This is a genomic window from Arthrobacter sp. SE2, assembly GCF_058244265.1.
Genome location: NZ_JBZAYA010000001.1, coordinates 518,623 through 531,316 on the forward strand (window position 1 = coordinate 518,623; position 12,694 = coordinate 531,316).

Consider the following 12,694-nt stretch of genomic DNA (forward strand, 5'->3'; position numbering starts at 1 on the left):
TTGGGAAATAGCCGCCGCTGGCTAAAGCCGCGCTAAAGCCGGGTGTCGAAGGAGTCGCAGAACACGTTCTCGTTGAACGTACCTTGGAACTCGGACTTGCCCTGGATTTTCTGGATGGTAGCCCGAATGGCCTCGCGGGTCCCCGCGTGGGCATTGATGGCCGTCTTGACCATCGGTACATCGATCAAGTGGTTCGGCTGGTTCAGCGAAACGAACACCGTGGGGACTTCCGTGACGTACCACGGGATTTCGGCCGCCATAGGGCTGGACCACTTGATGCGGATCGCCGCCTCTTGGGCAAAGCCCAAGACGCAAGCAAAAACGAACGCGGCATCGTACTTGTCCGCATAATCGCCGGTGGCTTCGTCCGAGATGACGCTCATGAAGTTCACGCCCGACTCCCCCGCAGCCTCACGTTGCTCCGCCGTCTTGAAGAGGTGGACCTCGAAACCGGCGGTTTCAAGTTCCTCCTTGACCGTATCCAAGTAGGCCAGCGGGTCCGCCCGGGTGAAATCGGAACCACCGGAGATGCCGTACAGGCGAATCCGCTTGTGCGTTTCCGGCGTGATGGGCAGGTTGCCGGCGGTGTCCTTGATCAACGTGACGGTCTTGTCGGCGATTTCGGCGGCGACGGCGAGGTGCGCGTCGCTGCCGATCAACCGCAGCGCTTCCGGCGACGGCGTCAATTCTTCCGGTAGTTTTTTGTGCAGCCCCAGGCTTGCCTTCAACCCCAGAATCCGGCGCAGTGCGTCATGCAGGCGCTGATCGGTGATCACGCCGGATTTGTAGCCGTCCATCATGTACTGGAAGTCCTCCGCCGGGTTGCGGAAGAACAGGAACATGTCGCAGCCCGCGGCGATGGTGGCCGGAACAAGGTCCTTGCGCTTCTTGGCCTGGGTGAGGCCGACCATTTGGGATGCGTCAGTCAGGATCAGCCCGTTGAAGCCGAGCTCGCCACGAAGCAGGTCCTGGAGAAGCTCCGGAGCGAGGGTGGCAGGCAGGATGTCCCTGTCCTCCGTTCCCGGACGGAAATGCCGCGTGAGCTCAGGCGCTCCGATGTGTCCGACCATGATGGATTGGACCCCGTGGCCGATCATTTCCCGGTACACGTGGCCGTAGCTCGCATTCCACTCGGCGTACCCTAGCGTGTTGTATGAAGTGACCACGTGCTGGTCGCGTTCGTCCACGCCGTCGCCCGGGAAATGCTTGATGGCACAGACTGTGGGCGATTCGCTGATGCCGTCGAAGTACTCCTTGGCTCGCTCCACCACAATTTCCGGAGTGTTGCCGAACGCCCGGGTGGAGATGACCGTGTTGCGCCAGTTGTAGTGGATATCCACGATCGGCGCGAAGGCCCAATTACAGCCCAAAGCCGCGGTTTCCACACCGGCCACCTGACCCATTTTCCGGGCGATGGACTTGTCCGGGTGGGAACCGGCCTGGAGGTGGGTCGACACGAATGTTCCGTCGTCGCAGCTTCCCGCTCCTCCCATTTCCGGGTTGGAGGCCACCAGAAGCGGGATGCGTGTTTTGGACTGGGCATAGCGGATGTGTTCTTGGACAGCGGCGGACGGGCCCGGCCGGTACCGCATGCCACCAACGTGATAGTTCTCCAGCACACCGTCGAGGTACTCAGGGGAGTAATCGTTGTTGTGATTGATGAAGAGCTGCCCGATTTTTTCCTCGAGGCTCATGCCACGGATGGTGGAATCCACCCACGCAACGGCGTCGTCGTCGAGATTGAACGGCGCCGCTTGGAGGTCGACGTCGAACTGCCGCGCCTGGGTGCCCGCGGTACCGGCGGGGCTGATGCCCGCCTGAGCTTTGGAACCTGCGACGGCCGCAATCCCGGCCAGCGCTTCGGCGACCACCTCGCTGACTGGGACGGCGATGTCCACAACGAACCCGGCCTCGTCGGCGTCGAGCGGTTCCAAGGTGGCGAGCTGCGAATCCAGCAGGGCAGGCGGCATGAAGTGGCCGGAACGCCCTTCTGTCCTTTCCCTAAGCACCTCTTTGCTGCCGTGCAGGTGCAGGAAGACGGTGTCCGGGGCTTTCTCACGAATGGCATCCCGGTAGCTGCGCCGGAGGGCGGAACAGGCGAGAACTAGCCCGCCGTCGCCAGCGTTGGCGAGTTCGGTGCCGACCGTCGCAAGCCATGGCCAGCGGTCTTCATCGGTGAGCGGGGTTCCGGCGGCCATTTTGGCGACGTTTTCCACGGGGTGGAGCGAATCGCCGTCGAGGAACGGAACTCCCAGCGCCCGGGCGACGAGGTCCCCGATGGTTGTCTTGCCGCAACCGGAGACGCCCATCACCACAATGCGGCGTGGCTTTTCCACAGCTGTATTCAGATCGGCTGGCATGGCCACGTTCCTACCAGTCATGGACGGTGCCGTCCACGAGGCGGTTGTAGGGCAGGTAGGCCTGCTGATACGGGAAGGAGTTGGCGGCTTCCTCGTTGAATTCGACGCCGAGACCCGGCTTGTCGCCCGGGTGCAGGTAACCGTCGGTGAAGGTCATGGACTGTTCGAAGACCGTGTTGGTCTTGTCCGAGTGCTGCATGTACTCCTGGATACCGTAGTTGTGGATCGCCAGGCCCACGTGCAGCTGCGCGGCGAAACCGACAGGGGAAATATCGGTCGGGCCGTGGAAACCGGACTTGATCTGGTACTGGGCGGCGAAGTCCATGACCTTTTTCAGTGGCGAGATCCCGCCGAAGTGCGTGGACGCGGCCCGGACGTAGTCGATCAGCTGTTCCTTGATGAGCGTCTGGAAGTCATACACCGTGTTGAAGATTTCGCCGATGGCGAGCGGTGTGGTGGTGTGCTGGCGCACAAGGCGGAGCCCTTCCTGGTTTTCGGCCGGGGTGCAGTCTTCGAGCCAGAACAGGTCGTACGGTTCCAGCGCTTTGCCAAGCTTGGCTGCCTGGATGGGGGTCATGCGGTGGTGACCATCGTGCAGCAGCGGGATTTCCGGGCCGAATTCGTTGCGCACCGCTTCGAAGACGGTGGGCAGGTGGCGCAAGTAGGCGCGGGTGTCCCAGTCCTCTTCCTGCGGGAACGCACCGCGGCCGGCGGGCTCGTAGTCGTAGCGCTCACCCGAAGCCTGCGCCTGGGCGGCCACGCCATAGACGGCCTTGATACCCGGGATGGCGGTCTGGATACGGATCGACTTGTAACCGAGCTCCAGGTGCTCCCGGACCGAGTCGAACAAGGACGGGATGTCCGCGCCCGAGGCGTGGCCGTACGCGCGGAGCCCGTTGCGGGAGGCGCCGCCCAGGAGCTGGTAAACCGGCAGTCCGGCGACCTTGCCCTTGATGTCCCACAGGGCCATGTCGACGGCGGCGATGGCGGCCATGGTGACCGGGCCGCGGCGCCAGTACGAGCTGCGGTACAGGAACTGCCAGGTGTCCTCGATGCGGTGCGGGTCCTTGCCGATCAGCAGCTGCGCAACGTGTTCCTTCAAGTACGCGGCCACCGCGAGTTCACGGCCGTTCAGGGTCGCGTCGCCGATGCCGGTCACGCCGTCCTCGGTGGTGATCCGCAAGGTCACGAAGTTCCGGGTAGGGCTGGTCACGAAGACTTCAGCAGCAATGATTTTCACAGCTGGTCCTTTCAGGGTTGCTGATCGAGGGCTGGCCTGGCCCGGATGCGACGTGCACCACAGGGCGGGTAAAGACGATCTTAGGATGGATGACAATTATTGGCAACCGGTTGCAGTATTATTTCGTCGAGATTTTTTCTGGCCCAGCGATTGCCGCGGCGGTTTCCGCGGCGGCCCGCTCGGCCGGGGTTGCGGCTGCGCACTCCGCGCCAAATGGCTCCTCGCCGGATGTTTCCAGGGAACGGCGCGCCTTGATCTCGCCCAGGATCTGGGCGTGGAACGCGTCGGTCAACTTGTACTTGGCCATGACGACAATCGCGAGGATGGTCATGATGGCGGGCAGCGCGCCTGCGGCAAACTGGATGGCCTGCAGGGATTCGGCGCTGTGCGTAGTGCCGGACTTGTAGCCGCCGGCCGCGAGTGTGTATGCGGCAAGGGCGCCGCCGACGGCTTGGCCGGTCTTGCGGGTGAAGGAGAACAGCGCGTAGGTGATGCCCTCAGTCCGGACACCGGTCTTCCATTCGCCGTATTCCACGGTATCTGCCTCCAGGGCCCACACCACGATGTTGACGGCCATGACGCCAAGCATGCTCAAGAGCAGACCGGAGAATCCAACCCAGACCATGGAGGCCGGAGCAAAGAAGACGATTGCGCCACCGATGATGGCGAGGAAACCGGCAGCCACATAGATGGTCTTCTTGCCGAAGTTTCGGACCAGCCTCGGCATGAGCGGAGCGAGGGCAAAGGTCACCACCAGCTGGACGATGGAGAGGACCGCGTAGAGATCCAGCCGCCCGAGGACGTCGCGCAAGTAATACAGCTGCACCGAAGACAGCGCCATGTAGCCGGTCAGGAAGAGGAAGGAGCTCAGGCACAGCATGAGCAGGGGACGGTTTGTCTTGAGTGTCGCCATGCTTTGCTCGAAGGAAACCTTGGGCACCGCACGGTGGACCCGCTCCTTGGCGGTCAGGAACGTGAAGAAGTACAGCGCTGCGCCGATCGCGACGAAGACCAGAGTGATGATGGTGAACGTGGACTGCAGGTTTGCGCCGGGCTTGATGAGCGGAGCAACGAAGATGCCCAACGCAGAACTGACCAAAAGAGCGCCGACCATGCGGGCTGAGCCCAGCTTGGCTCGCTCCCCCGGTTCTTGTGTCATCGCGCCGGCCAGCGAACCGTACGGGATGTTCACCAGCGAGTAAGCCAGGCCCAGGGCCGCGTATGTCACGTAGGCGTAGAGCAACATCCCCGTTTCGCCGACTTGCGGAATGGAGAAGGCCGCGACGCTCAGAAGCAGCAATGGGATCGAGCCGAACATGATGAACGGGCGGAATTTTCCGAAGCGCTTGCTGTAGGCGCGGTCAACCAGTCGTCCGGCGAAGACATCGGCGAAAGCGTCGAAGATCCTCACGGTAAGCAACAGGGTGCCGGCGGCCGCCGCGGATATGCCCGCGACGTCGGTGTAGTAGACAAGGAGGAACATGGTGGCAGTAGTGAAGGCAAGGTTGTTGGCGGCGTCGCCAGCCCCATAGCCGAGGATGCTGAGTTTGCTGAGCTTGTTCATTGCGGGCTCCTTTACCCTTGCCGGTACCCCATGTTCCGGCTTGCGATGATGGAAAAGCTTCGGCCGAACCAGGCCTGAAATTGTTGAAGCTTGATGTAATTCTAATCACCCTGGCAACCATTCGGCAATCGGTTGCCAAATGTTTCCATATAAACTTTTCAACGCCAGTGCAGTCTCAATGCCCGCTCAGAAGAAGCGAGCGAGCGTCCGTCGAAAATGCCATATAAGCGAGCGAGCGTCGGTCCTTCGCAACGCCCGCTCACCTATGGCGGGTGCCTGGCAAACGCTCGCTCACTTGTCAGGGGCAAAACGACGGCGCCTGCTGCCTTCACAAGGAAGGCAACAGGCGCCGTCGAAACTGCCTGTCGGATTAGCTGAGGTTTCCAGCGACCGCGAAGGTCTCGGCCAAACCCTCAACGAGGTCCACGATCGCCGCGTCGGCAACCAGGTCCGGATCCACGAGCCCTAGCAGAGCTTCGAGCCGGGGACGGGACGGGAGGAGGTTCGCGGCGGCGATTTCTGCCGCTTGCGGGTCCTGGAGACCCGTTGCCGTGGCAGTGTAGGCAGTCCAGGCCGCGATCATCCGAGCAGCCGCTCGGCCGCTGCGGCCCGCGGCGCGCTCGGCGCGGAGCACCGGCAGCGCCCGCATGCGCAGCTTGGTGGTGCCATCCATCGCTATCTGGGCCAGATGGTGGGCGATCCGGGAATTCCCGAAGCGTTCCAGCAGGGCAGCCCTGTACTCGGGGATGCGCAAATCCTCGCCATGCAGGCTGGACGCGGCCTCATCCCAGAAGTCCTCTACCGCCCGTCGGCAGGAATCGTCGGCGAGGGCTTCGGCCACGGTCTTGTGTCCGCGCAGCTGGCCGGCATAGGCGAGGAGCGAGTGTGCGCCGTTGAGGAGCCACAGCTTGCGGTTCTCGTACGGCTCGATCTCGTCCACGAAGACGGCGCCCGCGTCTTCCCAGTGCGGGCGTCCCGCTGGAAAGTCCCCGCTGAGGACCCAGTTGCGGAAGGGCTCGGCGACCACGGGTGATTCGTCGCGGTATCCGCAGGCGGCAGCGACGACGTCGATATCGGCGTCCGTCGTCCGCGGCGTGATGCGGTCAACGGAAGTACTGACGAAACTGACGTTGGCGTCGATCCAGGCGGCGAGTCCGGCGTCGAACGCTTTGGCCATCCCCATCACGGCGCTTCTGGCAACGGTCCCGTTGTTGGAGAGGTTGTCGCAGCAGACGACGGCGAGTGGACCGGCGTCGGCGTCGCGGCGAGCGGCGAGGCCCAGCACCAGGCGGCCCAGCGGCGTCGTCGGCTTGCCGGAAGCAGAGCCGCCAGAGAGCACGGCGAGGTCCGCGACGACGTCGGGCGCCTTGTTGTCCAACTTGCCGTCGGCCCCAAGCCGGTAGGCGGCCTCAGTAATGGTGAGCGTGATGAGCGAAGTCAGCGGCGCTGCGACAACTTCGACAAAACGCTCGACGTCGGCACCGTCGACGGCCTCGACAATGCTGCCGATGACTTCGAATGAATCACCCGCATCCGAACGCTCGACCACGGTGTACAGGCCGTCCTGGGCGGCCAGGACCTCTGCGGCATCCGGGCGGCGGCCGGTGAAGGAGGCAATGCCCCACTCAGCCGCGTCGCCTGAATGCTGGGTGTACCAGGCCTGATGTGATCGGTGAAAGGCTCCCAGTCCCATGTGCACAATGCGCACCGGGGCTTTGCCGATTGGCTTGATGGCACGACTCAAGCGGGGAAGATCCGCAGTCTGCTCGGGTTCGTTGCTCACAGCTTGAAGACCCTTCGGGGTGAGGAGTCGACGACGTCGACGATGATTTCATGGGCTCGGTCTTCGCTGACACGGTGCTCGGCCACGAGGCGGGCGAGGAAGGACGCTTCGATCCGGCGGGAGGCGTCGTGCCGGGCCGGGATGGAGCAAAACGCGCGGGTGTCGTCGATGAAGCCCGAGGACCGGGAGAAGCCGGTTGTCTCGGTAACGGCGGAGCGGAAGCGGAGCATGGCATCCGGTGCATCGAGGAACCACCATGGAGCGCCGAGGTACACGGAGGGGTAGAACCCAGCCAGCGGCGCCAGTTCGCGGGAGAACACCGTCTCGTCCAGGGTGAACAGCACCAGGTGGAAGTCCTTGGCCGTCCCGAAGTCTTGGAGCAGTGGCCGGATGGCTTCGGTGTAGTTGGTGGCAAACGGGATGTCGTGGCCGGTGTCCGCACCGTAGGCGTCGAAGGTGGGCTGGTGGTGGTTGCGGAAGGAACCCGGGTGGATCGTCATGACCAGGCCGTCTTCGACGGACATCCTGGCCATCTGGTACATCATGTGGGCTTCGAACGTGTTGCGGTCCTCGGCCGTGGCCTTGCCGGCGCGCGCAAGCTCGAAGATCCGCTCGGCGTCGCGCCGATCCAGCTTGAGCGTCGCCGGGGTGAGGACGCCGTGGTCCGCGGAGACCGCGCCATGGTCCACGAAATAACGACGGCGGTTTTCCAGGGCCTTGACGTAGCCGGTATAACCGGTTGCGCCGTCGCCGGCGGAATCGACAAGCCGCTCAACGTTGGCACTCCACGCCGGGTGGGCGATGTTCAGGTAGGCATCCGGACGGAAGGTCGGCAGCACGCGGCCGTTGAAGGAGGGGTCCTCGGCGATGGCCTTGTGGCTGGCCAGGCTGTCCAGGGGATCGTCTGTGGTGGCAAGGACTTCGATGTTGAAGTCCTTGAAGAGCTGGCGGGGACGGAAATCAGGCTCGACGAGCTTGGCGGCAATGGCGTCGTAGCTGGCGTCGGCAGGCATCTCGCCAAGGTCCGCGCCGAGCTTGAACACGCTGTCGAATTGCGTACGCAACCAGTACCCGGAGGCAGTGCCTTCGAAGAGGGGCCAGGCCTGAACGAAAGTCCGCCAGATCTCCCGCGATTCGGAGGAGTTGGCGCCTCCCGAGAGCAGCTTACCCATGGGGACTCCGCTGGCGTGGATCAGCCTGGTGACGTAGTGGTCCGGGCTGACCAGGAGCGCGGCCGGATCAGGGAACGGCGTGTTGTGCTCGATGACGGCGGCGTCAACGTGGCCGTGCGGAGAGATGATGGGCAGGTCCTGGACGCGCTCCAGAAGGGAGCGCGCAATGCTGCGCGTCCCGGGATCCGCGGGCAGGAGCCGGTCAGGATTGGCTGCGATCGACTGTGACATAGGTCAATTTTCAGTCGGAAGAATCAATCTGTCAACCGGTTGCCAACTATTGCCATGTCGTTGCAACTCCCCCGGGGATCGCTTGATGCTACGCGATCAGCCGTCCGCTGGAGCCGCGTACCACGAGCTCCGTGTCCACGCGAACTGCTCCCGCGGGCCCATCCTGGCCGAGCAACATGTCCAGCAGGAGGGCGGCAGCGCGGGAACCGCACTCCCGCAACGGCGACCTGACGGTGGTGAGCGCCGGCGTCGTGAAGTCTGCCCCGAAGATGTCGTCGAAACCCACAATGCTGATCTGATCCGGGACGTGTATGCCGGCGGCCTGAAGCTCCTGCATGAGGCCTATGGCGAGGAGATCGTTGTAGGTGATCACCGCCGTCGCACCACTCGCCAGGACGTCGCGCGCTACTTGGCGGCCGCCGTCGACGGTTGGCTTGGAAGATTCCAAGCGGACCGCCCCCAATTTGTACCAATCGCAGGCAGCTTGGACGCCTTCCCAGCGGCGGCGCGACATCCAGGACTGCGGCGGCCCCGCAACATAAGCGAGCTGCTGGTGGCCGTTGGCGGCGAGGCTCCGCACGGCCTGGCTAATCCCCTTGTTGACGTCCGGGACCACGCATGGCACTCCCTCTATTTCGCGGTTGATCACTACCACCGGCTTGTCCGCGGCCAGGGCACGGATCTTTTCGTCGTCCATGCGCGGACTCGCCAAAATGAGGCCGTCCACCGTGCTCAACATCCTGCGGGCCGCAATGAGTTCGGTTTCAGGCGACTCTGCAGACTCGGCCAGCACCAGGGTGTAGTCCCGGGCGGACCCCGTGGTTTCCGCACCGCGGATAATGTCGAAGAACGTCGGGTTGGTGATATCCGCGACGATCAGTCCGATCGTCTGGGTACGGCCGGTGGGAAGTGCCCGGGCGAAAGGGTTCACCTGGTAGTTCAGCTGCTCGGCGGCATCCTCGATGATCTTCTGGGTCTTGGCACTGACCCTGCCCGGTTTGCTCAACGCGCGCGAAACCGTGGATGGGTTGACTCCCGCGAGCCTCGCGATGTCGTAGATGGTGGGCGAGGATTTCTCCCCGCGGCCGCGCTTGGCGGGGAAAGTTGCTGCTCCGGAATTCGTCGCTTCAGTCACGGCTCCATCGTAATCTGGCTTGGCAACAAAAGCAGGACGGTTGCCAAACCATTCGGTCGGCGACCGCCCTGCTTAAATGCCCTGCTTGAGTGCCCCGCTATCTAGGACCGCTCGGCGAACTTGCCTTCTTCGCTGATGCGCTTGTTGAGCTCGCGCATGTACTCGTCCTCGTCGAAGTCCAGGGGGACTTCCCTGCCGGTCCAACTCGACAGGTGGATGGCGTTGGCCAGGCGGACGCCCTTGATGCCGTCCGAGCCGGGCGCCAACAAAGGAGTGCCGTCCAGGATGTTGGCCGCGAAGTTCTCCAGGACGCCCGCGTGCTGTCCGCCCCAGGCCGACTCGAACTCGATGACCTCGGTGGTGTAGTAGTCCTCGGCCTTCAACTCGCCCATGAAGAGCTTGCGGACATCGTCCATGTCCATGCCGTCGCTGAGTTCGCGCTCGGGCTTGACCAGCCGGGTGACCGTGGCGGTCTTGCTGTTTTCCACCACGATCTTGCCCTGATCACCCAGGATCTCGAAGCGGTCGGTGCCCACGAGGTCGTGCGTGGCCGTAACGAAGACGCCGCTGGCGCCGTTGCCGTAGTCCACGACGGCGGTGACCTCGTCTTCGACGGCGATGTCCCGGCGGAATCCGTACGCCACCTTGGAGTAGACGGACTTCGGCACGCCGCAGATCCACTGCCACAGGTCGAGCTGGTGGGGTGCCTGGTTGACCAGGACGCCGCCGCCTTCGCCGCCCCACGTGGCGCGCCATTCGCTGGAATTGTAGTAGCCCTGCGGACGCCACCAGTTGGTGATGATCCAGTTGGTGCGTCGGATGGCACCGATCTCACCGTTGTCGACGATCTCCTTCAGCTTCTTGTAGAGCGGGTTGTTGCGCTGGTTGAACATGATCCCGAAGGAAAGCTCGGGTTTGGAGGCCGCGAACTCATTGAGCTCCTTGACCTGCTTGGTGTAGACACCTGCAGGCTTCTCCACGAGGGCGTGAATGTTGCGATTGAGCGATTCGATGCCCATTTCCGGGTGCAGGTAATGCGGCACGCAAGTGACGATCGCATCGACGTCGCCGCTTTCAAGCATGGCGATGTAGTCGTCATAGAAAGGCGCATCGGGGTACCGGGAGGCTGCCAGTTCCTTCTTTGCGGAATCGGTGTCGCAGATAGCGCCGATCACCATGTTCGGGACCATTCCGTCAGTGATGAACTTGGCGTACGTGCCGCCCTGCTGGCCCAGGCCGATGATGCCAAGGCGTACTTTCTTGCTCATGAGTGGATCTCCGTTGTTGTGGGATTAGAAGAGGTCGGCGTGGCCCATGGCCACCAGGTTGTCGTAGGAAGTCTGCAGTGCTTCCCACACCGTGCGGCCGTAGAGCTCGTCCTGCTCCACGAGCAAGTACTCGGCGCCGGCAGCCTGGGCCGCGGGAATGATGGAGGGGAAGTCAAGGTTGCCTTCCCCTACTTCGGCGAACTGGACCACGTTCTTGAACTCGGCCATGAAACCCGCGATGTCCCCCGTTTCCAGGAGCCCGAAGGCTTGCTCCGGCAACTCGCCGATCCTATAGTCCTTCAGGTGCACCATGGCAGTACGTCCGGCGTATTTGGCAAGGGTCCGGACAGGGTCCAGGCCGCCGCGCTGCACCCAGTGCACGTCGATTTCCATGCCCATGGCCGGGGAGTTTTCGGCAATGATGTCCAGCATGTATTTGCCTTCGAACTTGGCGAACTCGATGTGGTGGTTGTGGTAGTACAAACCGACGCCGTAGTCCCGGAGCCGTTCGGCGTATTCGTTGGCTTGCTTCGCGAAGTCCACCGCGGCGTCGATCGACTTCATGGCCGGGAACGGCATCATGCCAATCCGCAGGAGGTGCGTGTCAAGTCGCTTTGCGTCGTCAACGATCTTGTCGAAGTGGTCCTTGAGGGAGTCCCCCGGCATGCCTTTGGGCGTCTCCATGGCGACCGAAAGCGCCGCGATGTCCATGCCCAGTTCGCTGCGGGAGCGGTCCAGATCGGCAACGTTTTCCGGTGTCATCGGGATCTGGGATATTTCGACGGCGTTGTACCCCATCGCGCTGACCTTGCGAAGCGTTTCAAACGCCCCGGCTTCGGCAAAACTGCCCTTCAGCATCATTGCCTGTACGCCGATTTTTGCCACTTTGTCCTCCGTTAGTTCCGGGCCTTCATGGGCCGGGTGGTTAGCCCACTTGCCCGGAAATCTCCGGGTAGCTTTGCGCGTAGATGTCTTTGACGATCCTGAGTGACTTTTCGGCTTCCGCTGGGCTGATCCAGAACGGCGCAGGATCCCCGAGCTTGGCGTAGAAGTCCTTGATCAGGAGCTCGTGTGATACGCCCCAATACGCGCGCCCACCCGATTCCAAGGACCGTTCCGGGATGGTTTCCACGGTGCCGTCGGCATAGCTGACAAAAAGGTCGCCCCTGAGGCTGAGGGTGGCCTTTTCGGTCACGATTTCCAGCGTCACAGGTGCATTGGTGGCGTTGGCCAGGGTGGCGTAAAAGACGCTAGTAGCACCGTTGGAGTGCCCGGCAATGAATTCCGCAGTGTCCTCCACCTCGATCACGCCGCCCAACGAGCGGGTGGAGGCATGACCCTCCACCTTGGTTACGTCACCTACCAACCACTGGAGCAGGTCTACCGTGTGGATGGCCTGGTTCATCATGAGGCCGCCGCCTCCTTCAGCCCAGGTGCCGCGCCACGGCCTGTCACGGTAATACTCGGCCGTCCGGTGCCACATCACGGTTGCCGAGGCGCCGAGAACCTGACCCAGTCCGCCGTCGTCGAGCAGTCTTCGCATGGCCTGCGACGTCGCGTTGTAGCGGTTCTGGAAACACACGGCGATCTTCGCCGTGCTCCGTTCCGCCGCCTCGACCAGCCGCCGCCCCTCTTCGAGAGTGTGGGCGAGCGGCTTCTCGACAATCACGCTCACCCCGCGCTCAAGGCAGTCTGCAGCCAGTGAGGCATGCAGGTGGTGCGGCGTGCAGATATGCACGACGTCGGGCCTCACCGCATCGAGCATCTCCAGGTGGTCCGTGTACCCGGCCGCGCCGTAGGCGGCGATTGCCGCCTGGAGACGTCCGGCGTCGGTGTCGCAGACCGCCACGAGTTCAACGTCGTCCATCTTGGCGATTGCTCCGAAGTGCACGCTCGACACATCGCCGCAACCGATGACTGCTGCTGTAGGCATTTTTCTCC

At 63.1% G+C, this 12,694-nt stretch carries 9 protein-coding genes; all 9 read right to left on the reverse strand.

The features are described from left to right. Window positions 1–32 precede the first annotated feature (32 nt). Complete coding sequence (locus AC4CS3_RS02580; protein ID WP_490782067.1) at window positions 33–2,360, reverse strand: gluconokinase, GntK/IdnK-type; 2,328 nt, start codon at window positions 2,358–2,360, stop codon at window positions 33–35. A gap of 10 nt (window positions 2,361–2,370) precedes the next feature. After that, the gene (manD, locus tag AC4CS3_RS02585; protein WP_059387443.1) at window positions 2,371–3,600 is read right to left on the reverse strand and encodes a D-mannonate dehydratase ManD; all 1,230 of its coding nucleotides are present in this window, start codon (window positions 3,598–3,600) and stop codon (window positions 2,371–2,373) included. A 118-nt stretch (window positions 3,601–3,718) separates the two neighbouring features. Then, window positions 3,719–5,164 (reverse strand): glucuronide transporter, encoded by a 1,446-nt coding sequence (gene uidB / locus AC4CS3_RS02590; RefSeq protein WP_490782068.1) that lies wholly within the window; start codon window positions 5,162–5,164, stop codon window positions 3,719–3,721. A gap of 370 nt (window positions 5,165–5,534) precedes the next feature. Then, complete coding sequence (locus AC4CS3_RS02595; RefSeq protein ID WP_490782106.1) at window positions 5,535–6,857, reverse strand: mannitol dehydrogenase family protein; 1,323 nt, start codon at window positions 6,855–6,857, stop codon at window positions 5,535–5,537. Window positions 6,858–6,943: 86 nt separating this feature from the next. Continuing rightward, window positions 6,944–8,350, reverse strand: a complete 1,407-nt coding sequence (gene uxaC, locus AC4CS3_RS02600; RefSeq protein WP_490782069.1) for a glucuronate isomerase — start codon at window positions 8,348–8,350, stop codon at window positions 6,944–6,946. An 88-nt stretch (window positions 8,351–8,438) separates the two neighbouring features. Next, complete coding sequence (locus AC4CS3_RS02605; RefSeq protein ID WP_490782070.1) at window positions 8,439–9,485, reverse strand: LacI family DNA-binding transcriptional regulator; 1,047 nt, start codon at window positions 9,483–9,485, stop codon at window positions 8,439–8,441. Window positions 9,486–9,586: 101 nt separating this feature from the next. Beyond that, window positions 9,587–10,753, reverse strand: coding sequence for a Gfo/Idh/MocA family protein (locus tag AC4CS3_RS02610; protein WP_490782071.1), 1,167 nt, complete (start codon window positions 10,751–10,753; stop codon window positions 9,587–9,589). 24 nt (window positions 10,754–10,777) lie between these two features. Beyond that, the gene (locus tag AC4CS3_RS02615; RefSeq protein WP_490782072.1) at window positions 10,778–11,638 is read right to left on the reverse strand and encodes a sugar phosphate isomerase/epimerase family protein; all 861 of its coding nucleotides are present in this window, start codon (window positions 11,636–11,638) and stop codon (window positions 10,778–10,780) included. Window positions 11,639–11,678: 40 nt separating this feature from the next. Further along, the gene (locus tag AC4CS3_RS02620; protein WP_490782073.1) at window positions 11,679–12,686 is read right to left on the reverse strand and encodes a Gfo/Idh/MocA family protein; all 1,008 of its coding nucleotides are present in this window, start codon (window positions 12,684–12,686) and stop codon (window positions 11,679–11,681) included. Window positions 12,687–12,694 lie beyond the last annotated feature (8 nt).